The following is a 24,755-nucleotide window of genomic DNA, read 5'->3' on the forward strand; positions in this document are numbered from 1 at the left end:
CGGGTCGGCTTCGGTCGCCGCGCCATTTCTTTCAGCAGTACCGACGCCGGTGGTCTCGGGCGCTTGCGTGGTGGACAGGCCCCCTTCACCTCAGGTGACGCAACCCACCCGCTTCAGGTTCACCCGGCCTGCCACCGCGTCTCTCCGAGCGGTCCGCGAAACCGCTTTGAAAACCCCGAGCGGGGCAGATACTGTTCCGCCAGCTGCGGGACAGCGAGGCCAGACCGGATCGCCCCCGCCCGAGACGGGAGGCGCACCTCACGCAAAGGCGAACTTGCCTTGGTAGGGATGCGCTCCACGTGACACGACCCGAAGTTAACGAGGAATATCGTAAGAATGTCCGCTGAACTGACGGCTGCCGACGCCCCTGCCAAGCGCCTGATCGACTACCGCCCCTACCCCTTCACCCTCGAGACCGTGCGGCTTGATTTCACGCTCGACCCGGACGCGACCGAAGTGCGCGCGGGTCTTTCCTTCTCGCCCCGGCAGGAGGCGGCCGCGCTGGAACTCGATGGCGAAGATCTGGAGCTGGTCTCGGTCGCAGTGGACGGGCGGGCGCTGACGCCTGACGACTATGAACTGACAAAGACGGGCCTGACGATCCCGGCGCATGTTCTGCCGCCTCAGGCCTTCACGCTGGAGACCGTCACCCGGATCGCGCCGTCGAAGAACACAGCGCTCGAAGGGCTCTACATGTCCAAAGGCATGTATTGCACGCAATGCGAGGCTGAGGGCTTCCGCAAGATCACCTTCTACCCGGACCGCCCCGACGTGATGGCGCGCTTCCACGTCACGATCACCGGCGACCAGCCGGTGCTGCTGGCGAATGGCGATCTCGTCGAGAGCCGCGAGGGCTATGCCGAATGGGTCGATCCGTGGCCCAAGCCCGCCTATCTCTTCGCGCTGGTCGCGGGCGACCTGCGCGCGCATTCGGGCACATTCACCACGATGTCGGGCCGCAAGGTCGCGACGAATATCTGGGTCCGTCCGGGCGACGAGGACCGCTGCGACTTCGCCCTGCAGGCGCTCCACCGCTCGATGCGCTGGGACGAAGAGGCCTATGGGCGCGAATACGACTTGGACATTTTCAACATCGTTGCCGTCGATGACTTCAATATGGGCGCGATGGAGAACAAGGGGTTGAACATTTTCAACTCCAAATGGGTTCTCGCCTCGCCCGAGACCGCGACAGACGCCGATTACGAGCGTATCGAGGGTATCATCGCCCATGAGTATTTCCACAACTGGACCGGCAACCGGATCACCTGTCGCGACTGGTTCCAGCTGTGCCTGAAAGAGGGGCTGACAGTCTATCGCGACCAGCAGTTCACCGGCGACATGCGCGGCCATGCGACGAAGCGGATCGACGACGTCCTCTCGCTGCGCGGACGGCAATTCCGCGAGGATCGCGGCCCGCTCTCGCACCCGCCGCGCCCCGATCATTACCGCGAGATCAACAACTTCTACACCGCGACCGTCTATGAGAAAGGCGCCGAGATCGTGGGGATGCTGCACCGCTTGCTGGGCGCAGATGGCTATCGCGCCGCGCTGGATCTCTATTTCGAGCGTCATGACGGGCAGGCCTGCACGATCGAGGACTGGCTGAAGGTCTTCGAGGACAGCTCGGGCCGCGATCTGAGCCAGTTCAAGCGCTGGTACACCGATGCGGGCACGCCGACCCTGCGGGTGCGCGACAGCTTCAAGGACGGCACATATACGCTTGAATTCGAACAGGAAACGCGCCCCACGCCCGGCCAGCCGGAGAAACTTCCGCGCCATATTCCGATCGAAGTCGGTCTTCTGTCCGAGAATGGCGACGAGGTCGTGCCCTCCACCGTGCTGGAGATGACCGAGGCGAAGCAAAGCTTCACCTTCGACGGGCTCGCGACGCGCCCGGTGCCCTCGATCCTGCGCGACTTCTCCGCCCCCGTACGGCTGGAGCGCGACGCCGATACGTCCGAGCTGGCCTTCCTGCTGACCCACGACCGCGACCCGTTCAACCGCTGGGAGGCTGGCCGCGCGCTGGCCCAGAAAGTGCTGATCGGGCGGGTGCAAGGGCAGGCGACCGACGCGTCCTTCTCCGATGCGATCGGGGCGCTGCTGCGCGACGAGACCGCCGATCCGGCCTTCCGTGCACTGTGCCTGAACCTGCCCTCCGAGGACAGCATCGCGCAGGCGCTTTATGATCAGGGCGAGACGCCCGATCCAGCGGCGATCTACGCGGCGCGCGAAGGGCTCGCCCGCGATCTGGCGAGCGCGCATAAGACGCTTCTGGCGGAAATCTTCACCAACACCGAAGCGACGGGGCCCTATAGCTCCGATCCCGAGCAGGCCGGTCCGCGGGCGCTGCGCCTTGCCGTTCTGCGGCTTTTGAACCGCATCGACGGCGGGGCACGGGCGGGGGCGCTTTTCGCCTCGGCCGAGAACATGACCGAAAGCCTCGGCGCGCTCGCCGCTCTGGTGCAGACCGGGCAGGACGCCGCCGCCATGGCCGAATTCCGCGACCGCTGGCAGGGCGACCGGCTGGTGATGGACAAGTGGTTCCTCGTCCAGCTTGCCAATTGCCCGCCAGAGATGGCGCTGGAGCGCGCCGAGGCGCTGACCGGCGATCCGCTCTTCACTTGGAAGACGCCGAACCGCTTCCGCGCGCTGATGGCGGGGCTGTCGGGCAATCACGCGGGCTTCCACCGCGCGGACGGGGCGAGCTATCGCTTCTATGCCGACTGGCTCCTGAAGCTCGATCCGGTCAATCCGCAGGTCGCAGCCCGCATGTCCACCGCTTTCGAGACGTGGACGCGCTATGACGAAGGCCGGCGCGAGAAGATGCGCAGCGAGCTGGAGCGGATCGCCGCTCAGCCGGGCCTCAGCCGCGACCTGTCGGAGATGACGCAGCGTCTGTTGGGCTGATTTCCGCTCAGCGCCCGCAGGCGCGCCCATCTCACCACGGATTGGCCGTATTTTCGGCCCATCCGTGCCGGGTTCTCGCGCTACGAAACGCGGACGCCCGCGCCTTGCGGGCGTTACGCAATTTCGCGGATGGGCTCGACCATGGACGACAATGAATTTGAATACCGACACCAAGCCCGCCGGGCGGGAGGTTATCTCGCCCTCGCCTTCGGGATGGCGCTGCTTTACGGCGCAATGAAACTGACTGCGACGACCTGGATTCACGTCGCCGCGTGGATCTATCTCGCCCTCACTTTGTACAAGCTGATGCGCAATCGCTCGGGGCTGCTGCGCATCACGCCTGCGCGAATGGAAGTCTATCGCAACGGGCGGCAACTGGGCACGTTCCCGCTTGCGCAGATCGACTCGGCGCGGCTGCGGCGGCGCAAGCTTGCGGGCGACGAATGCATGGTCACGCTGCGCGACGGGCGCCGCGCCTACCTGCCACGAGAGGCCACGCCGCCGCTCGACCGGCTCAGCGCGATTTTCGAATCCTATGGGGTGCCGGTGGTCTGATCCCCAATCCGGGGCGGTCGCCCTCTTGCTCCCGCCCCTGCCCTGTCCTAGAAGCTTGCCCAAGCCTTTACTGACAGGATGTGGACATGCTCGACCATCTCGAATTCCAAGCCCCCGAACCCAAGGTCATTGCCGGTGCCAAATCGGATTGGGAGCTGGTGATCGGGCTTGAAGTCCACGCGCAGGTGGCCTCGAAAGCCAAGCTGTTCTCGGGCGCCTCGACCAAGTTCGGCGCAGAGCCGAACTCCAACGTGGCCTTCGTCGACGCGGCGATGCCCGGCATGCTGCCGGTGATCAACGAGTTCTGCGTGGCGCAAGCCGTGCGCACCGGGCTGGGCCTCAAAGCCGATATCAACCTGCGCTCGGCCTTCGACCGGAAGAACTATTTCTACCCGGACCTGCCGCAAGGCTACCAGATTTCGCAGCTATACCACCCCATCGTGGGCGAGGGCGAAATCATCGTCGATATGGGCCCGGGCGTCGCCCGCAAGGTCCGGATCGAGCGTATCCACCTCGAGCAGGACGCGGGCAAGTCGATCCACGACATGGACCCGCATATGTCCTTCGTGGACCTCAACCGCACCGGCGTCGCGCTGATGGAAATCGTCTCGCGCCCCGACATTCGCGGCCCCGAGGAAGCGGCCGCCTATGTCGGCAAGCTGCGCCAGATCCTGCGCTATCTGGGCACCTGCGACGGCAACATGCAGAACGGCAACCTGCGCGCCGACGTGAACGTCTCGATCTGCAAACCGGGCGCTTACGAGAAATATCAGGAAACGCAGGATTTCAGCCATCTCGGCACGCGCTGCGAGATCAAGAACATGAACTCGATGCGCTTCATCCAACAGGCCATCGAATACGAGGCCCGTCGCCAGATCGCCATCGTCGAAGACGGCGGCGAAGTGGTGCAGGAAACCCGCCTCTACGATCCCGACAAGGGCGAGACGCGCTCGATGCGTTCGAAGGAAGAAGCGCATGATTACCGCTACTTCCCCTGCCCCGATCTGCTGCCGCTGGAAATCGAGCAGGCCTGGGTCGACGATATCGGCGCGTCCATGCCGGAGCTGCCCGACGAGAAGAAGGCGCGCTTCGTCAAGGAGCTGGGCCTGTCGGAGTATGACGCCTCGGTGTTGACCGCAGAGGTCGAGAACGCGGATTACTTCGAGGCCGTGGTGGCCGAGGCCGGTGACGGCAAGCTCGCCGCGAACTGGGTCATCAACGAGCTGTTCGGCCGCCTGAAGAAGGAAGATCACGACATCTCGTCGAGCCCGGTCGATGCCGCGCAGCTTGGCGCGATCATCCGGCTGATCAAGTCCGACAAGATCTCGGGCAAGATCGCAAAGGACCTCTTCGAGATCGTCTATACCGAAGGCGGCGACCCCGAGAAGATCGTGGAAGAGCGCGGCATGATTCAGGTCACCGATACCGGCGCCATCGAGGCCGCCGTGGACGAGGTGATCGCCGCGAACCCCGAGCAGGTCGAGAAGGCAAAGGCCAATCCGAAGCTCGCTGGCTGGTTCGTCGGTCAGGTCATCAAGGCCTCGGGCGGCAAGGCCAACCCCAAGGCGGTCAACCAGATCGTCGCGCAGAAGCTGGGGCTGTAAGCCTCGCGAACAATTCCGATCAAGGCGCCTTCGGGCGCCTTTTTCACGTCCGCCCGGAAAGAATTCGGGAACAAGTCTTCGCGCTTGTGGCTTGGGGAGACGCGCCCTAGGCTCACGCGGGCGTGATTGGGAAAGGGTTTGCGATGAGTGGCTTGCTGGCATTGCTGGATGACGTGGCGGGGATCGCCAAGGTGGCGGCGACCTCGATCGACGATGCGGCAGGTCAGGCGGCCAAGGCGGGCTCTAAGGCGGCTGGCGCGCTGATCGACGATGCGGCGGTGACACCGAAATATGTCCACGGCTTCAAGCCCGCCCGCGAATTGCCGATCGTGGGGAAAATCGCGCTCGGCTCGATCAAGAACAAGCTGATTTTCCTGCTGCCAGCCGCGCTGCTGCTCTCTGCCTTCGCGCCGTGGCTGATCACGCCCTTGCTGATGCTGGGCGGCTCTTACCTGTGTTTTGAGGGCGCAGAGAAGGTCTATCACCTGTTCAAACCGCATGAGCCCGATGCAGAGGGCCATGTTGCCGCAGAAACCGCTGACCATCTCGAGGAAAAGCGCGTCAAAGCCGCGGTAAAGACCGATTTCATCCTCTCCGCCGAGATCATGACCATCGGCCTCGCCGCCCTGCCCTCGGGCCAGCCGATCTGGATGGAGGCGATTGCGCTCGCGATCATCGGGATCGGCGTGACCGTGGTGGTTTATGGCTCCGTCGCGCTGATCGTGAAGGCCGATGATGCGGGGCTCTGGCTGGCCGAGAACGCGAACCTTGCTGCGACCCGAGCCTTCGGGCGCGGCATGGTGAAAGTCATGCCATGGCTGATGAAGACCCTGATGATCGTGGGCACCGCCGCGATGATCTGGGTCGGCGGCAATATCGTGCTGCACGGTCTGGCAGAGCTTGGCTGGCACGCGCCCTATGACTGGATCCACCATCAGGCCGAGGCCGCAGCCCATGCGGCTGGCACGGCGGAGGGCTTCGTCAGCTGGGCCGTCACCGCGTTCTTCGACGGCATCTTCGGGCTGATCTACGGTCTGGTCCTGATCCCGGTCGTCACCCGGATCATCCAGCCGATCTACCGCGCCGTCACCGGCAAGGAAAAGCCCGCGCACTGAGCACAAGCGGACAGGTTGAGGCCACCCGCGCCGCCCGATAGGCTGGGCACGAACAGATCGCAGGGAGCGCAGATGACCGAGTATTTCGAGACCCAAGAAGGCCGCCGCATCGCCTATAACCTGACGCCGGGCAAAGGGCCGGGCGTGGTGTTCCTCGGCGGGTTCAAATCCGACATGGAAGGCACGAAGGCGCTCGCGCTCGAGGACTGGGCCAAGCGCGAAGGCCAGGCCTTCCTGCGCTTCGACTATTCCGGCCACGGCGTCTCGGACGGCGCATTCGAGGACGGAGCCATCGGCGACTGGTTCGAGGATGCGCGCGACGTGATCATGGCCAAGACCGAAGGCCCGCAGATCCTCGTGGGCTCTTCGATGGGCGGGTGGATCTCGCTTTTGATGTCACGCGAACATCCCGAGAAAGTCGCAGGCCTCGTCACCATCGCCGCCGCTCCCGATTTCACCGAGGACGGCTATTGGGCGAGTTTCGACAAGGAAACACGGCACAAGCTGGAGAGCGAAGGCTCCATCGCCATTCCGTCGGATTACGGCGAGCCCTATGTCATCACGCGCCGCCTGATCAACGAGGGCCGCGAGCGGCTGGTGCTGCGCAGCCCGCTGGCGCTGCCCTTCCCCACGCGTTTCCTGCAAGGCACCGCCGACGAGGCCGTCAGCACCGAGACCGCGATCCGGCTGCTGGAGCATGCCGAGGGCGAGGACATGCGCCTGACCCTGGTCAAAGGCGCCGATCACCGTTTCTCGGACCCGGACTGCCTCGCGCTGATCGAGACCGCGCTGGCGGAGGTACTGGCCCGGCTGTGATCTGCTGCTTGCGGCATTTCGATTTGCTTGGCCTCGGCCCTTGCGGCACACTCGACGCGAGAAGCGCGAAAACGCGCCGCGATTGAGGTTTCGAGCGATGCCAAGCGACCCGCTGGTCTTTCTTCCCGGTTTCATGTGCGACGCACGGCTGTTCTGGCACCCGCTGCAGGAACTGTCCTCCGAGCGCTCGGTGATGGTGGCGCGGCTGCGCGGCGCGACGATCGAGGAGATGGCGCAGACCGTGCTGGACGAGGCCCCGCCGCAATTCGCGCTGGTCGGGCATTGGCTGGGCGCGGTCGTCGCAATCGAGATCCTGCGCCGCGCCCCCGACCGCGTGAGCCAGGTCGCGCTGCTCGACGTCTCCCCCCTGCCCGAGATGCCGCAGATCGCCGCCGCGCGCGAGACCCGGATCGTGAAGGCGCTCACCGGGCGGCTCGACGAGATGATGCTGGAAGAGATCCCCGCCGAAAGCCTCGCCCCCGATCCCGGTCGTGCGGAAATTCAGGCGATGATGCTGGAGATGGCGGCAGGCTTGGGCGCCGACACGTTCGAAGCGCAATCGCGCGCCCTGATGCGCCGCCCCGACTTGCAACGCACGCTGCGCGCCACGAAAACCCGCGCACTGCTTATGTGCGGCGAATACGACAAGATCTGCCCACCCCGCCGCCACGAATTCCTCGCAGAGCTGATGCCCCACGCCGAATTCCGCCTGATCCTCGGCGCAGGCCATCTGAGCCCGCTGGAGCAGCCCGAGAAGATCACCCAAGGCCTGCGCGACTGGCTGGAGGCGCCGTTATTGTTGGCGTGACGGAGCGTTTTGCGGACGAAGGTGCCATTCTACAGAATGATAGAGCTGTCTGCTTCTGTTCCATTTGATACATTAGTTATGCTTGCTTAGTGTCAGGGTTTAAGTCTCGGGTTGGCTGGATTGAGTAGGTTGAAGAAACACGAAACTGGCGTTTGCAAGCTGACAGGGAGGCAGGGAAAATACGTTAAATCCCATGTCATTCCAAAGGCGTTGACACCAAAAGATGTTCCGGGAGGCCCGATGATTCAGTCGGACGGGCTTGCACGTCCTAAAAGGCGCTTTGACAGTTGGTATGACCAACGGCTCGTAATTCGCAAAGGCGAAGATATGCTCGCGTCGATAGACGACGATGCAATAAAAGAGATTCAGCGACTGAAACTTGCATGGAGGTATTGGGGGGATGCGTCGGAACTTCAGATGTAGCCGTTCAGAGCCGGGGCTGCAATTGGCCTAAGGACACTTGACGATGCCAATCACGTTACGTTGGCAAAGTTCGCAATTAGTGTGCTCTAGCGCGCAGGAGTTTCCGATATGATGGATTTGAAGAGCTTTCAGGTTTCGGAGACGCTACTCGAACGAGCTAGACAAGTAATCCTTGGGCACTGCGAATTCGATCCGAAGATCTTTCCAATCAAGCTTTTTCAGTATGCTACAAAGGGACCCTTGCACAACCTTACACCCATGAATCACGAAATGCTCCGTCCCGACGGCGCACAGGAAAGTTTCTTTAGGATCTTTGCGAACGGCTTCTTCTTTCACATTACCGACACTACAGCGTCTCAACCTTATGATCTTGGAAAGGCGACTTGGTATCTCGGCAACTCTGACAAGCTCGGCGTGATCTGCATGGATTTTGCAAAGTCCGCCCAGAGTGAGTTTGTCACTTCAGTTTTTCACCACTTCGTGGGAGAACAGTGGCGTCAATAGTGCATTGTGTAGAACAGCGAACCATAGCGGACATTGGTGCTGCGCGCAGCATCCGGGTCTATGGGCTCGAAGAGGCCAAACGCTGCGATCCACATCGAACGAAAAACGCCGCCCGTTTCGGAGCGGCGTTTTCAATTCCAAATGGCGGTCAAATCACCCCGCCTCGGCCGTCTTCACCTTCTTCTTGCGGATCGGCGTGACCGTCGCGGGTTTCCCCTTCCCGGGCGCCGGGTTGTCGGCGTTCTCGTCGATGAAATCGAGGACCAGCGGGCGGATGTTGTTGCGCCAGTGCGACCCTGCGAAGATGCCGTAATGGCCTGCGCCGGGCTCGAGGTGCTGTTGCTTCATCGAATCCGGTACGCCCGAGCACAGGTCGAGCGCGGCGACGCATTGGCCGGGGGCGGAGATGTCGTCCTTCTCGCCCTCCACGGTCTTCACCGCGACCTTGGTGATTTTCGAGATATCGACCATCTTGCCGCCGACCTCGAAGCGGTTCTGGGCGATCTCGAGACCCTTGAAGATGCGCTCCACCGTCGAGAGGTAGAACTCCGCCGTCATGTCCATCACCGCGAGATATTCGTCATAGAAGCGATAATGCTTGTCATGCTCGGAGCCTTCGCCCTGCGCCTCGCTCCAGATCTTCTCCTGGAAGGCCTGCGCGTGCTTGTCCATGTTCATCGAAATGAACGAGGCGAGCTGCATCAGGCCCGGATAGACCAGACGGCCCGCGCCCTTGTATTTGAAGCCGACGCGCTGGATCACCATCTGCTCGAGCTGGCCCATCGTGACGCGGCGCCCGAAATCGGTAACCTCGGTCGCCTTCGCGTCGGGATCGATCGGCCCGCCGATCAGGGTCAGCGTGCGCGGCTGCGCAGCCGGGTCTTCAGCTGCCAGATAGGCAGTGGCGGCCAGCGCGAGCGGTGCCGGCTGACACACGGCGATCACGTTGCAGTCAGGGCCCATCTTCTTCATGAAATCGACAAGGTAGAGGGTGTAGTCCTCGATATCGAACTTGCCTTCGGAAACGGGGATGTCGCGCGCATTATGCCAATCGGTCACCCAGACATCCGCATCGGGCAGCAGCGAGGCCACGGTCGAGCGCAGCAGCGTCGCGTAATGGCCCGACATCGGCGCCACCAGCAGAATGCGCCGTTCCATCGGCTCGCGGCCATGGACGTTGAAATGCACGAGGCTGCCGAAGGGCTTGTCGAGCACGGTCTCGACCTCAACGAGGTGATCGCGCCCGTCCTCCGCCGCGATCGAATGGATGCCCCAATCGGGCTTGATCACCATCCGTGCGAACGAACGCTCCGTCACCCGGCCCCAGGCCGACATGATCTTGAACATCGGATGCGGGGCGAGACCCCAGACCGGGTAGGACGCCATGGCGCGCGCCGAGGCGCCCATCCACTCGTTCGTGTTCCTGAAGGTCTCCATCAGGTCGTAGGACATGATCGTTTTCATATACAACTCCTCGGGGCGGGCCACGCACTCACTCGGCAATGGAAACGCCGCTTTACCCCAAGACTGCGGCGATATTATGCTGGTGCAGAGGATAGGGAGGAATATCATTTATGACAACCGAGGAGACGGACAAAATTGCTGCGTCGCAGAAAATGCAGGACAATCTGGCGCGCATCGAAGAGCTGACCGAGCGCATGGTCGACGCGATCGCGCATAAGCGACCGATGAACCCGGCCCTCGAAGGCCCCGGCGCCGATCTCTACATGACGTCCTCTGCCGCCATGATGAACGAGTGGCTCGAAAAGCCGTCGAAAATCCTCGAAGCCCAGGTGAATTACTGGGGTCAGGCGATGAAGCATTACCTCGAAGCGCAGGAGGCGCTCGCCAAGGGCGCGTTCCGCCCACCGGAAGATCCCGGCCCGTCCGACCCGCGCTTCGCCAATCCGCTCTGGGACAGCCACCCCTATTTCAACTACATCAAACAGCAGTATCTGATCGCGGCCAAAGGCGTGAAAGAGGCGGTCGACAAGCTCGACGATCTCGATCCGGTGGACCGTCAGCGACTGAACTACTTCTCGCGCCAGATCATCGACCTGATGGCGCCGACCAATTTCCTCGCCACCAACCCGGACGCGCTGGAGAAGGCGATCGAGACCGAGGGCGAGAGCCTCGTGAAAGGGCTCGAGAACCTCGTGCGCGACATCGAAGCGAACCGCGGCGACCTGCTGGTGACGCTGGCCGACAAGGACGCCTTCACCGTGGGCGAGAATATCGGCACCGCCGAGGGCGCGGTGGTCTATCGCAACCGCCTGTTCGAGCTGATCCAGTACACGCCGACCACCGAGAAGGTTCACAAGACCCCGCTGGTGATCTTCCCGCCCTGGATCAACCGCTTCTACATCATGGACCTGAAGCCGCAGAACTCGCTGATCCGCTGGATCGTCGATCAGGGCTTCACCCTCTTCGTGGTCAGCTGGAAGAACCCCGATCAGAGCTATGCCGATGTCGGCATGGATGACTACGTGCAGGAGGGCTATCTGACCGCGATCGACGAGGTGAAGAAGATCACCGGCGAGAAGAAGGTCAACGCGGTCGGCTATTGCATCGCGGGCACCACGCTCTCGCTGACGCTGGGCCTGCTGAACAAGCGCAAGGACAAGTCGATCAACTCGGCCACCTTCTTCACCACGCTCACCGACTTCTCGGATCAGGGCGAATTCGCGGTCTTCCTGCAGGACGATTTCGTCGACGGGATCGAGCGGCAATGCAAGGCCGACGGCGTGCTCGACAGCTACTTCATGTCGCGCACCTTCTCCTACCTGCGCTCGAACGATCTGATCTACCGACCCGCGATCCGCAGCTACATGATGGGGGAATCCCCGCCCGCCTTCGATCTGCTGTTCTGGAACGGCGACTCGACGAACCTGCCGGGCAAGATGGCGGTCGAGTATCTGCGCGGGCTCTGCCAGAAGGACCGCTTCGCGCGCGACGGCTTCGAGGTGCTGGGAGAGACGGTCAAGGTCTCGGACGTGAACGTGCCGCTGATGGCGATCGCCTGCGAGACCGACCACATCGCGCCCTGGGTCGCCTCGTTCAACGGCGTCGCGAAGATGGGATCGAAGGACAAGACCTTCATCCTGTCGCAATCGGGCCATATCGCCGGGATCGTCAATCCGCCCAGCAAGAAGAAATACGGCCACTACACCTCCGAAGCCCCGGTCGCGAATCCCAACGAGTGGAAAGCGCAGGCGGAGTTCCACGAGGGAAGCTGGTGGCCGCGCTGGGGCGAATGGCTGGCCAAGAAGTCCGGCGCGATGGTGCCCGCACGCCAGCCCGGCGATGCAGATCACCCGGTTTTGGCTGATGCGCCCGGCACTTATGTAAAAGAAATAGTTAAGATATAACTTTCCCGTTTGGGTTGAAAATTTCTGCGGCGCAGCAATTCTCCTCTTGAAATGCTGCGCCGCAGCATGTATATACGTTGCGTAACCCAAAGGGCCCCGCCAACGTTCCAGACCACGGGCCCCAACCCAACGGAGCACTCACATGGCTAAGACCCAAGACTACACCAAGATCATGCAGGACATGATGGCGTCCTTCCCCGTCGACACCTCGAAATTCCAAGACGCTTTCAAATCGCAAGCGGCTCTGGGCGAGAAGATGTCGCAGGTGGCGCTTGAAGCTGCCGGCAAGTCGACCGAAATCTCGACCAAATGGACCAAGGGCACCATCGACAAGATGGGAGACCTGACCAAAACCAAGGAAGAGCCCGCCGATTACGCCAAGGCGATGAGCGACTTCGCGTCGGCTTCGGCCGAGATGGCTGCCGAAAACATGGCCGCTTTCGCTGAAATCGCGAAAAAGGTTCAGATGGACACCGTCGAACTGATGATGGCTGCCGGCAAGGACATGTCGGAAGAAGCCTCCGCAAACGTCAAGAAGGCGACCGCCGACATGACCGCTGCGACGAAGAAAGCCACGGCGGCTGCGAAGTAAGAATTCACCGCGGGCACCGGCTTCCTCCTCCCAGTCGGCCTCGCGTATCTCGGGCGCGCCCTCGTGGCGCGCCCTTTTTCTTTTATTGCTTTTGGCAGCGCGGCGTCACACAATCGCTGCACAAGCACAATCCGGGGAGGATCGCATCACATGGCCGAAGACGAAAAGCCCTTGCTGATCAAGCGTTACGCCAGCCGCCGTCTCTACAACACCGAGACCAGCGATTACGTGACGCTCGAAGACATCGCGAAATTCATCCGCGACGGGCGCGAGGTGCAGATTGTCGATCTGAAATCGGGCGACGACCTGACGCGGCAATATCTGCTGCAGATCGTGGCCGAGCACGAAAGCCGCGGCGAGAATGTCCTGCCGGTCGACGTGCTGACCGATCTGGTGCGCTCCTATACGGGGGCTGCGCAATCGGTGGTGCCACAATTCCTCGCAGCCAGCTTCGAGATGCTGCGCGAGGGGCACTCGCATATGCTCGAGAACATGAACAAGATGCCGAACCCCATGGCCTCGATGCCGGGCTTCGAGGCGCTGCAGGCGCAGCAACAGGCCTTCTTGCAGAACATGATGGCCGGCTGGGGCACGGCAGGCTCGTCCGGCCCCGCGCCCGATGACGGCGATGATCGCGGCGAGTTGGACTCGATCAAGAAGCAGCTCGCCGATCTGCAGAGCAAGCTCAACAAGATGTAAGTGAGAGGCGCCCGCGCGGCGCCTTTTTCTTGGCTCATGGCCATGGGGGCTCTGCCCCCTCGGTGCTGCGCACCTCACCCCCGGGATATTTTTGCCAACACGAACGCGCACGAGGCTTTCAGCTTCGGCTTGGCCGAAATATCCCGGGGGAGCGCGTCAGCGCGGGGGCAGCGCCCCCTGCGACACCTCCCCCAGCCCCAAGCCATTGACAGCCGCGCGCGAGCCGCGCAAAAGGCTCGGGAAGCATATATCCCGCAACCGGGCGTTCCGTGGGCGCCAAACCGACGAGGAGGACGACATGTCCCAGATCTCCCTCACCTTTCCCGATGGCAATTCGCGCGACTACGACGCGGGCGTGACGCCGGCCGAAGTGGCCGCCTCGATCGCACCGTCGCTGGCGAAGAAAGCGATCTCCGCGCAGGTGAACGGCGCGCATTGGGATCTGCAATGGCCGATCCAGGAAGATGCGCAGATCGCCATCAACACGATGCAGGATGACGGCCCCGCGCTGGAGCTGATCCGCCACGACCTCGCCCATATCATGGCCCGCGCCGTGCAGGAGCTCTATCCCGGCGTGAAGGTCACGATCGGCCCGGTCCGCGACAATGGCTGGTTTTACGACTTCGACCGCGAAGAGCCCTTCACGCCCGAAGACCTCGGCGCGATCGAGAAGAAGATGCGCGAGATCATCAACGCGCGCGACGCCATCAAGACCGAGGTCTGGAGCCGCAAACACGCGATCGACCATTATCTGGCGACGGAAGAGCCCTACAAGGTCGAGCTGATCAACCGGATCCCGCAAGGTGAAGACATCCGGATGTATTGGCATGGCAACTGGCAGGATCTCTGCCGTGGCCCGCACCTGCAGCATACCGGTCAGGTTCCGGCGGATGCGTTCAAGCTGACCCATGTCGCGGGCGCCTACTGGCTGGGCGATTCCAGCCGTCCGATGCTGCAGCGCATCTATGGCGTGGCCTTCAAGACCAAGAAGGATCTCAACGCCTGGGTCACGATGATGGAGGAGGCCGCCAAGCGCGACCACCGCAAGCTCGGCCGCGAGATGGACCTGTTCCACATGCAGGAAGAGGCGCCGGGCCAGATCTTCTGGCACCCGAACGGCTGGACCATCTACACCGCGTTGCAGGACTACATGCGCCGCAAGCAGCGCGATGACGGCTATGTCGAAGTGAACACGCCGCAGGTGGTGAACCGCAAGCTCTGGGAAGCCTCGGGCCACTGGGAGAACTATCAGGAGAACATGTTCATCGTCGAAGTCGACGAGGATCATGCACGCGAGAAGACGGTCAACGCGCTCAAGCCGATGAACTGCCCCTGCCACGTGCAGATCTTCAATCAGGGCGTCAAATCCTATCGCGACCTGCCGCTCCGCATGGCCGAGTTCGGCTCCTGCGCACGCTACGAGCCCTCGGGGGCGCTGCACGGCATCATGCGCGTGCGCGGCTTTACGCAGGACGACGCGCATATCTTCTGCACCGAGGATCAGATCGAGGCGGAAACCGAGAAGTTCATCAAGTTCCTCTCGGGGATCTATGACGATCTCGGCTTCACCGACTGGCGCATCAAGCTGTCGACGCGCCCCGAAAAACGCATCGGTAGCGATGAGAGCTGGGATTACACCGAAGCCGCGCTCGGCAATGCATGCAAGGCCGCCGGTTACGATTACGAGATCTTCGAAGGCGAAGGCGCGTTCTACGGGCCGAAGCTGGAATTCGTGCTGACCGACGCGATCGGGCGCGACTGGCAATGCGGCACGCTGCAGGTCGACACCAACCTGCCCGAGCGGCTGGATGCGGAATTCGTGGGCTCGGATGGCGAGCGCCACCGCCCCGTGATGCTGCACCGCGCGGTGCTGGGCTCGTTCGAGCGCTTCATCGGCATGCTGATCGAGAACTTCGCCGGCAAGATGCCGCTCTGGCTCGCGCCGCGTCAGGTGGTCGTGGCGTCGATCGTCTCGGATGCCGACGACTACGTGCTGGAAGTGACGTCGAAGCTGCGCGCCGCGGGCATCCGCGCCGAGGCCGACACCCGCAACGAGAAGATCAACTACAAGGTCCGCGAGCACTCGCTCGGCAAGGTCCCCTATATCTTCGCGATCGGGATGAAAGAGGTCGAGGAACGCACCGTGTCGGTCCGCAAACTCGGCGATACCCGCACCTCCACGGTGGCAATCGACGAGATCGTCGAGCAGTTGACCACCGAATCGACGCCGCCCGATTTGCGCGGATAATTGCCGCAAATTCAGGCTGATCCGGAATTTTCACAGACCTGTGAGGGGCTTGCGCCCCTCACGGAATGTCATTGCATTTTTGCAATTCTCGGAGAGACTTGAATATGCGTGTGTTACAGACTTTCCTACCGCCTCGCTTCTGAAAAAGGCAGCCGGAAGACCCGAAAGAGACTGGCTGCACGGCCCGGACGCAATATCGCGCCGGGAGACTACGAAGGAGAAGACGGTAATGGCCACTGGCACCGTGAAATGGTTCAATTCCACCAAGGGTTACGGCTTCATCGCGCCTGACGAAGGCGGCAAGGACGTGTTCGTGCACATCTCTGCTGTCGAACGTGCGGGTCTCAAGGGGCTCGATGACAATCAGAAGATCCAATATGAGCTGCAGTCGGGTCGTGACGGCCGCTCCTCGGCATCGGATCTGGTCCTGCTCTGATCTTAGGATCGGACGGTAAGGATTTGAAACGGCGCGCATCGCGGGATGCGCGCCGTTTTCTTGTCTCAGCCTATGACGAAGGGGTGTCCGGTCAGAGCCACTCGGCCTGCGTGGCCTTCGCCCAGCCCAGCGTGAGCTTGTCGCCCTCGCGGATCACCGGGCGCTTCATCAGCGCGGGATGTTCGCCCAGAAGATCGGCGACAGGCTTCTCGCGCTCGCCTTCGGGCAGATTGCGCCAAGTCGTGGAGGCGCGGTTGACGATCTTGTCGCCGAAAGCCGCCTCGAACTCCGCGACCTCAGCCCCGGTCAAAGGCTCAGCCCGCACGTCGCGAAACTCCACATCGCGCCCGGCCGCTTCCAGCGCTTTGCGCGCCTTTCGCACCGTGTCGCAGGTCGGAATCCCGTAAACGATCATATCCCCTCCTCCAGCGCGCCGTTATCCAGATGCAACACGCGGTCCATCTTGGCGGCGAGCTCCATGTTATGCGTCGCGATCAGCGCCGACAGGCCCGTCTCGCGTACCAGCCCCATCAGCACGTCGAACACGGTGTCAGACGTGGCGGGGTCGAGATTGCCGGTGGGCTCGTCGGCCAGCAACAGGCTCGGCCCGTTCGCGAGCGCCCGGCAGAACGCCACGCGCTGCTGCTCACCCCCCGACAGCGCCGAGGGGCGGTGATCCATCCGGCCCGCCATACCGACGCGGCTCAGCAAGTCCTTGGCCCGCTCTTCCGCGGCCTTGCGACTGACGCCATTGGCCAGCTGCGGCAGCACGATATTCTCGACCGCCGAGAACTCCGGCAGCAGGTGGTGGAACTGATAGACGAAGCCCAGCTTCTCGCGCCGCGCCGCCGTGCGTTTGCCATCGCGCGCACCGGTCAGGTCCTCGCCATCGATCAGAACCCGACCGGAATCGGGCGTGTCCAGCAGCCCCGCGATATGCAGAAGCGTCGATTTCCCCGCCCCCGAGGGTGCGACCAGCGCCACGACCTGCCCTTTCGGAATGGTCAGATCGAGACCTTTGAGCACCGTGATCTCGTTCGGCTTGCCCCGGTTGTAGCACTTTTCCAACTGTTCGCAGATCAGCACGTCATTCATAGCGCAGCGCCTCCACCGGGTTCATGCGCGCAGCACGGCGTGCCGGGAAGATGGTCACGATAAAGCTCAGCGTCAGCGACAGCGCCACCGCCTTGGTCACGTCCCAGGGCTGCAATTTCGCGGGCAGATGATAGATGCCGCGGATCGACGGATCCCAGGCATCGCCGCCATTGAGCCAGTTCACGAAGCCCATGACGTGGTCGATATTCACCGCAAACAGCACCCCGATCGCCAGCCCGGCCAGCGTCCCGATCACCCCGGTGAAGGCCCCACACAGGAAGAAGACCCGCAGGATCGAGCCCTCGCTGAGCCCCATCGTGCGCAGGATGCCGATGTCGCGGCCCTTGTTCTTCACCAGCATGATCAGCCCCGAGGTGATATTCATCGAGGCGATCAGCACGAGGATCGAGAGGATGATGAACATCACGTTATCCTCGACCGAGAGCGCGCGCAGGAAGCTCGAGGACGCGTCCTTCCATGTCCACAAAAGCGTGCCCTTGCCGCTCGCATCCATGATCGCGGGCTCCCAATCGGCGATGCCTTCGGGATCGGCCACGTCGACATCGATCTCATCCACCCCGCCCTCGCGGTTGAAGAAGCCCTGGGCCTCCTTGAACGGCATATAAAGCCGCGTCTGGTCGATGTCGTAACGCCCGGCCGAGAAGACATACGAGACCTTGTAGGCGTTCACCCGCGGGCTCGTGCCCGACGGCGTCTTGGCCCCATTGGGCGAGATCACCTTGACCGTGTCGCCCACCGTCACGCCCAGATCGCGCGCCATCCCGATGCCGATCGCGATGCCTTCACCGTAATTGTCGATATCGCCCTGCGCGTCGTCGGAATGCGCGATATTGGGGATGTTCTTCAGGTCCGACAGCGCGAGCCCGTAGACATCCGCCACGTTGGAGCGGTCGCCGAAGCTGACCATAGCCTGACCGCGCACCGCCGGCGCGGCGCTGACCACGCCGGGGATCGCCTTGATCCGCTCGGTGCGCTCGGCATAGTCGCGGATCAGCTTGGAATAGACGCCCGAGCCCTCGGCCACCTCCATCGGCGCGGAATAGACGGTGATCTGCGGGTTCGATCCCACGATGGTCGAGACGAACTCGGCGCGGAAGCCCGCGCGCACCGCGAGCGTCGCGATCAGGGCGGCGACGCCAAGCGCGATGCCGATCAAGGAAATCCATGTCATGACCGAGACGCCACCTTCGGCGCGGCGCGCGCGCAGATAGCGCCATGCGATCATGAACTCGAAACGGGAAAACGGGGCAGTGCGTGCGGCCATCGGCTCCATCCACGAAAATTCGGCGCAAGCTGGCGCGGCGGGGTCGAAAGGTCAAGCCTGCGTCCGGTCATAGCGGCGAGAGCGCGCCTGTTTCGGCTTGGTCGAAATATCCCGGGGGAGCCCGGAACGGGCGGGGGCAGAGCCCCCTATTTGCAGCCCAACGTGCCGGGCACATCGGCCAGAAGCGGCGCCATGCCCTCGGCCAGAGCGGCGGGGTAATCGGTCTGGACGGAGGCCAGCACCGCCCGACCCGCGCAATCGAGCCGCTGGGTCTTGCGCAGCGTCACCTTGCCGAACGTGTCCTTGGAGCGGATTTCAAACCCGTCCTCGGTCGCATCGTCCGACAGCACGGTATCGCCATCGAGCAGGATCGTGTGCAGCAGTTGATCATGCGCAGCCGCCAGATCAGACCCCTGATCGGCATGGGCGCGCAGCGCGACATGGGCGGTCTTGTGCGGATCGATATCGGGGGCGGAGAACAGGATCCCACCCCCCGGCATCTCATCCGACGTCCAGCCCTGCGGCACCTTGGCCGCAATGCCAAGCGCGTCGCTCGACCAAGCGACGAGGCCCTGCCGGGCGCCCTGCCCCGTGCCTTCGGCCATAGCGGGCCCGGCGAGCAGGCCCGCCGCGACCGCAGCAATGATCAGATCAAAGCCCCGCATAGATGCTCACGATCTTCTCGACCGCCTCTTCCGCCGGCATCTCCTCGCTCTCGCCGGTGCGGCGGCAGGTAAGTTCCACCTTGTTGGCCGCGATCCCGCGCGGACCGACGGTGATGCGCCACGGCAGACCGATCAGGTCCATGGTGGCGAATTTCGCGCCCGCGCGCTCTTCGCGGTCGTCATAGAGCGGGTCGAGCCCGTGATCGAGGAACGCGCGGTAGAGCGCTTCGCAGGCGCTGTCACAGCTGACATCCCCCTGCTTGAGATTGACGATACCGACATGGAACGGCGTCACGCCCTCGGGCCAGATGATGCCCTTGTCGTCGTGGTTCGCCTCGATCAGCGCGCCGACGAGACGGCTAACGCCGATCCCGTGCGAGCCCATATGAACCGGGACTTTCGAACCGTCCGGGGTCTGGACACTCGCGCCCAGCGCCTCGGAATATTGCGTGCCGAAATAGAAGATCTGACCGACCTCGATGCCGCGCGCGACGCGGCGACGCTCTTCAGGAACCTCGTTGAAGGCCGCCTCGTCATGGGTCTCGTCGGTGCGGGCGTAGCGCGAGGTGAACTCTTCCAGCACGCTCTGGCACTGCGCCACGTCGTCGTAATCGATCTCGCGGTCGCCGAAGGTCAGATCGGTGATCTCGCTGTCGTAGAACACTTCCGACTCGCCCGTTTCCGCCAGCACTAGGAATTCATGGGTGTAATCGCCGCCGATCGGGCCGCTATCGGCGCGCATCGGGATCGCCTGCAGGCCCATACGCTCATAGGTGCGCAGGTAGCTGACGAGGTGGCGGTTATATGCGTGCAGCGCGTCTTCCTTGCTGAGGTCGAAGTTATAGCCGTCCTTCATCAGGAATTCGCGGCCCCGCATCACACCGAAGCGCGGGCGGATCTCGTCGCGGAATTTCCACTGGATCTGATAGAGCGTCAGCGGCAGCTGCTTGTAGCTCGACACATGCGCGCGGAAGATGTCGGTGACCATCTCCTCGGCGGTGGGCGAATACAGCATATCGCGCCCCTGACGGTCGGTGATCCGCAGCATTTCCTCGCCATAGCCGTCATAGCGGCCCGACTCGCGCCACAGATCGGCCGATTGCAGCGTCGGCATCTGGATCGCGAGATGGCCCGCGCGCGCCTGCTCTTCGTGTACGATCTGCTCGATCCGGCGCAGCACCTTGAAGCCCATCGGCAGCCAGGAATAGATCCCGGCCTGCTGCTGCTTGATCATGCCCGCACGCAGCATCAGCCGATGCGAGGCGATCTGCGCCTCGGCGGGGGTTTCCTTGAGAACGGGAAGAAAATAGCGGGACAGGCGCATGAGCGGTCCTTCGAGGGTTGGTGTCAGACGTTGCGTTTGGCCTAGAGGAAACGGGGGCGTTGGGCAAGATGGTGGCGCAGGTTGCGGGTGTCGCCTATGAGGGGGCTCCGCCCCCGGCGCATCCGCGCCTCCCCCGGGATATTTCCGCCAAGAGGAAGGGGCGCGTGCGCCCGCACTTGATTTCCCACCGCATTTCGCCACGTTAAAGCGAACGCATCACTGACGAAGGACCGCGCATGGCCCTGCCTGCCCGCCAGCAAGTCACCTATTGGTCCGTCGCCGCCTTGGTGCTGATCCTGTCGCTGTGGTGGCTGGGCAATGTCATCCTGCCCTTCATCATGGGTGGCGCGATAGCCTATTTCCTCGACCCGCTCGCAGACCGGCTGGAGAAACTTGGCCTGAGCCGCGCGGCTTCGACCGCGATCATCGGGCTGGCGACGGTGCTGATTTTCGTCATCCTCGCGCTCGCCGTGGTGCCGATGCTGGCGCGGCAGCTGGCGCAGTTGGTCGCCCTCGCCCCCGATCTGCTCTCCTCGTTGCAGACCTTCCTGAACGAGCGTTTCCCCAATCTCCTGCAAAACTCGGTCGTGAACGACACGCTCAATACGCTCGGCACCGCGATCAAGGCGCGGGGGGGTGAATTGGCCGCGACCCTGCTGAGTTCGGCGATGACGCTGGTGAACGTCATCATCTTCATCGTCGTGGTGCCGGTCGTGGCCTTCTACATGTTGCTCGACTGGGATCGGATGGTGGCGAAGGTCGATGGCTGGCTGCCGCGCGATCACGTCCATACGATCCGCACCATCGCCCGCGATATCGACCGGGTGCTCTCGGGCTTCGTGCGCGGTCAGGTCACGGTCTGCCTCGTGCTCGGCGGCTTCTACGCGATCGCACTGATGGCGGCGGGGCTCGATTTCGGGCTGCTTGTGGGCTCGGTCGCAGGCGCGCTGACCTTCATCCCCTATATCGGGGCGATCATCGGCGGCGCGCTCGCCATCGGCCTTGCGCTGTTCCAGTTCTGGGGCGAGTGGTTCAATATCGGCATCGTCGCGGGCATCTTCGTGCTCGGTCAGTTTCTCGAAGGCAATTTCGTCACCCCGAAACTCGTGGGCGATTCGGTCGGGCTCCATCCGCTCTGGCTGATCTTCGCGCTGTCCGCTTTCGGCACTTTGTTCGGTTTTGTTGGCATGTTGGTCGCCGTTCCCGTCGCTGCGGTGATCGGAGTGGTTGCGCGCTTCTTCATCGACCAATATCTGCAAGGGGCGCTTTACCGAGGGCAAACGGAGCGCGAGCCGACAGCCCATTCGCCGATCTCTCTCATCAACGAGGAGACCGGGGAAGTGACGGGCGAGACCGAGACGACCGAACACGAGAGCTGAGAATGGCCGAGCAGTTGACCTTCCCGCTGCACCTGCGTTCCGCGCAGGGGCGTGAAGACTTCTTCATCTCGCCAGCCAATGCGCTGGCGGTGACGACCCTCGATGCGCCCGAAACATGGCCGCTGGGCCGGATGATCCTGATCGGGCCGGAAGGGGCGGGCAAGACGCATCTCGCGACGATCTGGGCCGATGAACAGGGTGCCGATATTCTGCCCGCGCGCGATCTGACCGAAGAGATGGCCCCTGCCCTCGTCGCGAAAGGGGCCGCCGTGATCGAACGCGCCGAGAGGATCGGCGCGGATGAGGCGGGCCAGCGCGCGCTGTTTCACCTTCACAATCTGATGCAGGCCGAGGGCGGGCGGCTTTTGCTGACCGCGCGCACGCCGCCGCGCGACTGGGGAATGACCCTGCCCGATCTGATCAGCCGGATGGAGGCGACCGCGACGGTGCGGATCACGCCCCCTGATGACGCGCTGCTGGCGGCCGTGCTGGTGAAGCTGTTCTCCGACCGGCAACTGACCGTGCCGCCCAACCTGATCGGCTGGCTGGTCACGCGGATGGACCGCTCTCTCGCGACCGCGCGCAAACTGGTCGCGGCGCTCGATCGGCAGGCGCTCGCACAACGCCGTGCGATCACCCAAAGACTGGCGGCGGAGGTTCTGGACAGTCTCGACTGAGCCGCGCAAACTGTCACGGAGCCATTACAAAATCCAACGATAAGCGCGCCATGACCCAAGCAGATTTCCTCAAGACCCCCTTCCCCACGCCAATCGCGCTGCCCGAGTCGGAGATCAGCGGACCGGGCCGATTTTTCAACCGGGAACTGAGCTGGCTGGCCTTCAACTGGCGGGTTCTGGAAGAGTCGCGCAATCCGCGTGTGCCGCTCCTGGAACGCGTGCGCTTCCTGTCGATCTCGGCCACCAACCTCGACGAATTCTACACCGTGCGCGTGGCGGGCCTGATGGAGCTTGTGCGCGAAAGCAACGTGAACGCCTCCGATGACGGGCTCACCCCGGCCGAGCAGCTGGAGAAGATCAACGCCAACGCACGGCGACTGATGGACACCCAGCAGGCGACGTGGTCGGCGCTCAAGCGCGAGATGGAGCGCGAGGGCATCCATGTCGTGAGCCGCTCGCGGCTGACCAAGCGCGATCTCGATTTCCTCTCGGATCACTTCCTCAACAACGTCTTCCCGGTGCTCTCGCCGCTGGCGATCGACCCCGCGCACCCCTTCCCCTTCATCCCGAATACCGGCTTCTGCCTCGCGCTGGAGCTGGAGCGGGAAAGCGATCAGCGCCGGTTGCAGGCGCTCTTGCCGATCCCGGCGCAGATCGACCGTTTCGTGCGCCTTCCGGGCGAGGCGCGGTTCCTGCCGCTCGAACAGCTTCTGATGCTGCATCTGAGCTCGCTCTTCCCGGGCTACAAGGATGTGGGCTCGTGCTCGTTCCGGGTGCTGCGCGACAGCGATCTGGAAGTCGAGGACGAGGCCGAAGATCTCGTGCGCGAGTTCGAGACCGCGCTGAAGCGCCGTCGCCGCGGGCAGGTTATCCGGATGTCGGTCTCTCCCGGCGCACCCGAGGACCTGCAGGCGCTGGTGATGCGAGAACTGCATGTCGATCCCGACGAGGTCGTCGAAGAAAAGGGTCTCGTCGGCATTGCCGACGTGAAGGAACTCATCCTGAACGAGCGGCCCGATCTGCTCTGGCCGACCTTCACCCCGCGCGTGCCCGAACGCGTGCAGGACCACGAGGGCGACATGTTCGCCGCAATCAAGCAGAAGGACATCCTGCTGCACCACCCCTACGAGACCTTCGATCTGGTGGTGCGCTTCATCGACCAGGCGGCGAACGATCCCAACGTACTGGCGATCAAGCAGACGCTCTATCGGACGTCGAAAGACAGCCCAGTCGTCTCGTCGCTGTGTGAGGCGGCGGAGAACGGCAAATCCGTGACCGCGCTCGTGGAGCTGAAAGCCCGCTTCGACGAGGCCGCAAATATCCGCCAGTCGCGCCGTCTGGAGCGCGCGGGCGCCCATGTCGTCTACGGGTTCATCAACTACAAGACCCACGCCAAGATCTCGACCGTCGTGCGCCGCGAGGGCGACCATCTCGTGACCTACACCCATTACGGCACGGGCAATTACCACCCGATCACGGCGAAGATTTACACCGATCTGAGCTTCTTCACCTGCGACGCGGCACTGGGGCGCGATGCGACGAAGGTCTTCAACTACCTCTCGGGCTATGTGCAGCCCGAGGGTCTGGAGAACCTCGCCATCTCGCCGATCACGCTGAAGCCGCGCCTGCTCGACCTGATCGACCGCGAGATCGAACACGCCAAGGCGGGCAAACCCGCGGCGATCTGGGCGAAGATGAATTCGCTGATCGAATCCGACGTGATCGACGCGCTCTACCGGGCGTCGCAGGCGGGGGTGAAAATCTCGCTCGTGATCCGCGGCATCTGCGGTATCCGCCCCGGCATCAAGGGCCTGTCCGAGAATATCCGCGTCAAATCCATCGTCGGACGGTTCTTGGAGCATTCGCGCATCGTGTGCTTCGGCAACGGCCATGCTCTGCCCTCCAACGACGCGCGGGTGTTCTTCTCCTCCGCCGACTGGATGGGGCGCAACCTCAACCGCCGGGTCGAGACGCTGGTGGAGGCCAAGAACCCCACGGTGAAGGCGCAGATCGTCAGCCAGATCATGGCGGCGAACATGGCCGACGAGGCGCAGAGCTGGATTTTGCAGCCCGACGGCAAGTTCATCCGCCACCTGCCCGACGACCGCGAGGACCTGTTCTCCTGCCACCGGTTCTTCATGGAATACCCCTCGCTCTCGGGCCGGGGTTCCGCTGGGGCAAGCGACGTTCCCGAACTTGCCCATAGCTTCGACTAGCCCTAGCTTTGGGTGCGAACGACTCGAACGGACGGGCAG

Annotated in this window: 21 protein-coding genes; 15 read left to right on the forward strand and 6 right to left on the reverse strand. The window is 63.2% G+C overall.

Annotated features, from left to right (window positions below):
- Positions 1-336 precede the first annotated feature (336 nt).
- The 7 genes from pepN to BMI91_RS17855 all read left to right on the forward strand — a co-directional run bounded on the left by pepN (position 337) and on the right by BMI91_RS17855 (position 8,732).
- Complete coding sequence (gene pepN, locus BMI91_RS17820; protein ID WP_078606105.1) at positions 337-2,907, forward strand: aminopeptidase N; 2,571 nt, start codon at positions 337-339, stop codon at positions 2,905-2,907.
- A gap of 141 nt (positions 2,908-3,048) precedes the next feature.
- Positions 3,049-3,462 carry a hypothetical protein gene (locus BMI91_RS17825; protein WP_078571758.1) on the forward strand — a complete coding sequence of 138 codons (414 nt, stop codon included), beginning with the start codon at positions 3,049-3,051 and terminating at the stop codon, positions 3,460-3,462.
- 86 nt (positions 3,463-3,548) lie between these two features.
- Positions 3,549-5,066, forward strand: a complete 1,518-nt coding sequence (gene gatB / locus BMI91_RS17830; protein ID WP_078606107.1) for an Asp-tRNA(Asn)/Glu-tRNA(Gln) amidotransferase subunit GatB — start codon at positions 3,549-3,551, stop codon at positions 5,064-5,066.
- Positions 5,067-5,209: 143 nt separating this feature from the next.
- Positions 5,210-6,181 (forward strand): DUF808 domain-containing protein, encoded by a 972-nt coding sequence (locus tag BMI91_RS17835; protein WP_078542732.1) that lies wholly within the window; start codon positions 5,210-5,212, stop codon positions 6,179-6,181.
- Between the two features lie 72 nt (positions 6,182-6,253).
- Positions 6,254-6,997 carry an alpha/beta hydrolase gene (locus BMI91_RS17840; RefSeq protein ID WP_078606108.1) on the forward strand — a complete coding sequence of 248 codons (744 nt, stop codon included), beginning with the start codon at positions 6,254-6,256 and terminating at the stop codon, positions 6,995-6,997.
- 97 nt (positions 6,998-7,094) lie between these two features.
- Complete coding sequence (locus BMI91_RS17845) at positions 7,095-7,805, forward strand: alpha/beta fold hydrolase (protein ID WP_078522832.1); 711 nt, start codon at positions 7,095-7,097, stop codon at positions 7,803-7,805.
- Between the two features lie 531 nt (positions 7,806-8,336).
- Positions 8,337-8,732 carry a hypothetical protein gene (locus BMI91_RS17855; RefSeq protein ID WP_078606110.1) on the forward strand — a complete coding sequence of 132 codons (396 nt, stop codon included), beginning with the start codon at positions 8,337-8,339 and terminating at the stop codon, positions 8,730-8,732.
- 153 nt (positions 8,733-8,885) lie between these two features.
- Here the strand turns inward: BMI91_RS17855 and phaZ are convergent, their stop codons facing one another.
- Positions 8,886-10,196 (reverse strand): polyhydroxyalkanoate depolymerase, encoded by a 1,311-nt coding sequence (gene phaZ, locus BMI91_RS17860; RefSeq protein ID WP_078542728.1) that lies wholly within the window; start codon positions 10,194-10,196, stop codon positions 8,886-8,888.
- 110 nt (positions 10,197-10,306) lie between these two features.
- Between phaZ and phaC the strand changes: the two genes are divergently transcribed.
- The 5 genes from phaC (at position 10,307) to BMI91_RS17885 (ending at position 16,075) form a co-directional block, all read left to right on the forward strand.
- Entirely contained in the window at positions 10,307-12,100 is a 1,794-nt protein-coding gene (gene phaC / locus BMI91_RS17865) for a class I poly(R)-hydroxyalkanoic acid synthase (RefSeq protein ID WP_078522835.1), read from the forward strand.
- A 142-nt stretch (positions 12,101-12,242) separates the two neighbouring features.
- On the forward strand, positions 12,243-12,692 hold the full coding sequence (locus tag BMI91_RS17870) for a phasin, PhaP (protein WP_078542726.1): 450 nt from the start codon (positions 12,243-12,245) through the stop codon (positions 12,690-12,692).
- A 150-nt stretch (positions 12,693-12,842) separates the two neighbouring features.
- A complete protein-coding gene (gene phaR / locus BMI91_RS17875) occupies positions 12,843-13,391 on the forward strand; it encodes a polyhydroxyalkanoate synthesis repressor PhaR (protein WP_078522837.1) in 549 nt (182 codons plus the stop codon).
- A 298-nt stretch (positions 13,392-13,689) separates the two neighbouring features.
- On the forward strand, positions 13,690-15,639 hold the full coding sequence (gene thrS / locus BMI91_RS17880; protein WP_078606111.1) for a threonine--tRNA ligase: 1,950 nt from the start codon (positions 13,690-13,692) through the stop codon (positions 15,637-15,639).
- Between the two features lie 229 nt (positions 15,640-15,868).
- The gene (locus BMI91_RS17885) at positions 15,869-16,075 is read left to right on the forward strand and encodes a cold-shock protein (protein ID WP_075775516.1); all 207 of its coding nucleotides are present in this window, start codon (positions 15,869-15,871) and stop codon (positions 16,073-16,075) included.
- Positions 16,076-16,166: 91 nt separating this feature from the next.
- Here the strand turns inward: BMI91_RS17885 and BMI91_RS17890 are convergent, their stop codons facing one another.
- The 5 genes from BMI91_RS17890 to proS all read right to left on the reverse strand — a co-directional run bounded on the left by BMI91_RS17890 (position 16,167) and on the right by proS (position 20,444).
- Positions 16,167-16,490 (reverse strand): arsenate reductase family protein, encoded by a 324-nt coding sequence (locus BMI91_RS17890; RefSeq protein ID WP_078606112.1) that lies wholly within the window; start codon positions 16,488-16,490, stop codon positions 16,167-16,169.
- Positions 16,487-17,170, reverse strand: coding sequence for an ABC transporter ATP-binding protein (locus BMI91_RS17895; RefSeq protein ID WP_078606113.1), 684 nt, complete (start codon positions 17,168-17,170; stop codon positions 16,487-16,489). Before BMI91_RS17895 ends, BMI91_RS17890 begins: the two co-directional genes overlap by 4 nt.
- Positions 17,163-18,455, reverse strand: a complete 1,293-nt coding sequence (locus BMI91_RS17900) for a lipoprotein-releasing ABC transporter permease subunit (protein ID WP_078606296.1) — start codon at positions 18,453-18,455, stop codon at positions 17,163-17,165. Before BMI91_RS17900 ends, BMI91_RS17895 begins: the two co-directional genes overlap by 8 nt.
- A gap of 146 nt (positions 18,456-18,601) precedes the next feature.
- On the reverse strand, positions 18,602-19,120 hold the full coding sequence (locus BMI91_RS17905; RefSeq protein ID WP_078606114.1) for a hypothetical protein: 519 nt from the start codon (positions 19,118-19,120) through the stop codon (positions 18,602-18,604).
- A complete protein-coding gene (gene proS / locus BMI91_RS17910) occupies positions 19,107-20,444 on the reverse strand; it encodes a proline--tRNA ligase (protein WP_078571744.1) in 1,338 nt (445 codons plus the stop codon). The genes BMI91_RS17905 and proS overlap by 14 nt, the downstream gene beginning before the upstream one ends.
- A gap of 236 nt (positions 20,445-20,680) precedes the next feature.
- Here proS and BMI91_RS17915 point away from each other — a divergent pair, with 236 nt between their 5' ends.
- From BMI91_RS17915 to BMI91_RS17925, 3 genes are read left to right on the forward strand one after another with little or no spacing between them, the layout of a single operon-like run.
- A complete protein-coding gene (locus BMI91_RS17915) occupies positions 20,681-21,823 on the forward strand; it encodes an AI-2E family transporter (RefSeq protein ID WP_078606115.1) in 1,143 nt (380 codons plus the stop codon).
- Positions 21,824-21,825: 2 nt separating this feature from the next.
- Positions 21,826-22,500: a P-loop NTPase family protein gene (locus tag BMI91_RS17920; RefSeq protein ID WP_078571742.1), complete on the forward strand. Its 675-nt coding sequence runs from the start codon at positions 21,826-21,828 to the stop codon at positions 22,498-22,500.
- Positions 22,501-22,550: 50 nt separating this feature from the next.
- A complete protein-coding gene (locus tag BMI91_RS17925) occupies positions 22,551-24,716 on the forward strand; it encodes an RNA degradosome polyphosphate kinase (RefSeq protein WP_078606116.1) in 2,166 nt (721 codons plus the stop codon).
- Positions 24,717-24,755: the final 39 nt, after the last annotated feature.

It is taken from the genome of Thioclava sediminum, assembly GCF_002020355.1.
In the GTDB taxonomy this organism is placed as follows: Bacteria; Pseudomonadota; Alphaproteobacteria; order Rhodobacterales; family Rhodobacteraceae; genus Thioclava; species Thioclava sediminum.

What these genes read in the sequence shown, in the direction of transcription:
- BMI91_RS17825 (WP_078571758.1), top strand. Translation starts at nt 3,049, where the DNA reads ATGGACGACAATGAATTTGAATACCGACACCAAGCCCGCCGGGCGGGA.
- phaC (WP_078522835.1), top strand. Translation starts at nt 10,307, where the DNA reads ATGACAACCGAGGAGACGGACAAAATTGCTGCGTCGCAGAAAATGCAG.
- phaR (WP_078522837.1), top strand. Translation starts at nt 12,843, where the DNA reads ATGGCCGAAGACGAAAAGCCCTTGCTGATCAAGCGTTACGCCAGCCGC.
- thrS (WP_078606111.1), top strand. Translation starts at nt 13,690, where the DNA reads ATGTCCCAGATCTCCCTCACCTTTCCCGATGGCAATTCGCGCGACTAC.
- BMI91_RS17840 (WP_078606108.1), top strand. Translation starts at nt 6,254, where the DNA reads ATGACCGAGTATTTCGAGACCCAAGAAGGCCGCCGCATCGCCTATAAC.
- BMI91_RS17925 (WP_078606116.1), top strand. Translation starts at nt 22,551, where the DNA reads ATGACCCAAGCAGATTTCCTCAAGACCCCCTTCCCCACGCCAATCGCG.
- BMI91_RS17905 (WP_078606114.1), bottom strand. Translation starts at nt 19,120, where the DNA reads ATGCGGGGCTTTGATCTGATCATTGCTGCGGTCGCGGCGGGCCTGCTC.
- gatB (WP_078606107.1), top strand. Translation starts at nt 3,549, where the DNA reads ATGCTCGACCATCTCGAATTCCAAGCCCCCGAACCCAAGGTCATTGCC.
- BMI91_RS17900 (WP_078606296.1), bottom strand. Translation starts at nt 18,455, where the DNA reads ATGGCCGCACGCACTGCCCCGTTTTCCCGTTTCGAGTTCATGATCGCA.
- BMI91_RS17885 (WP_075775516.1), top strand. Translation starts at nt 15,869, where the DNA reads ATGGCCACTGGCACCGTGAAATGGTTCAATTCCACCAAGGGTTACGGC.
- BMI91_RS17835 (WP_078542732.1), top strand. Translation starts at nt 5,210, where the DNA reads ATGAGTGGCTTGCTGGCATTGCTGGATGACGTGGCGGGGATCGCCAAG.
- phaZ (WP_078542728.1), bottom strand. Translation starts at nt 10,196, where the DNA reads ATGAAAACGATCATGTCCTACGACCTGATGGAGACCTTCAGGAACACG.
- BMI91_RS17895 (WP_078606113.1), bottom strand. Translation starts at nt 17,170, where the DNA reads ATGAATGACGTGCTGATCTGCGAACAGTTGGAAAAGTGCTACAACCGG.
- BMI91_RS17915 (WP_078606115.1), top strand. Translation starts at nt 20,681, where the DNA reads ATGGCCCTGCCTGCCCGCCAGCAAGTCACCTATTGGTCCGTCGCCGCC.
- proS (WP_078571744.1), bottom strand. Translation starts at nt 20,444, where the DNA reads ATGCGCCTGTCCCGCTATTTTCTTCCCGTTCTCAAGGAAACCCCCGCC.
- BMI91_RS17890 (WP_078606112.1), bottom strand. Translation starts at nt 16,490, where the DNA reads ATGATCGTTTACGGGATTCCGACCTGCGACACGGTGCGAAAGGCGCGC.
- pepN (WP_078606105.1), top strand. Translation starts at nt 337, where the DNA reads ATGTCCGCTGAACTGACGGCTGCCGACGCCCCTGCCAAGCGCCTGATC.
- BMI91_RS17855 (WP_078606110.1), top strand. Translation starts at nt 8,337, where the DNA reads ATGATGGATTTGAAGAGCTTTCAGGTTTCGGAGACGCTACTCGAACGA.
- BMI91_RS17920 (WP_078571742.1), top strand. Translation starts at nt 21,826, where the DNA reads ATGGCCGAGCAGTTGACCTTCCCGCTGCACCTGCGTTCCGCGCAGGGG.
- BMI91_RS17870 (WP_078542726.1), top strand. Translation starts at nt 12,243, where the DNA reads ATGGCTAAGACCCAAGACTACACCAAGATCATGCAGGACATGATGGCG.
- BMI91_RS17845 (WP_078522832.1), top strand. Translation starts at nt 7,095, where the DNA reads ATGCCAAGCGACCCGCTGGTCTTTCTTCCCGGTTTCATGTGCGACGCA.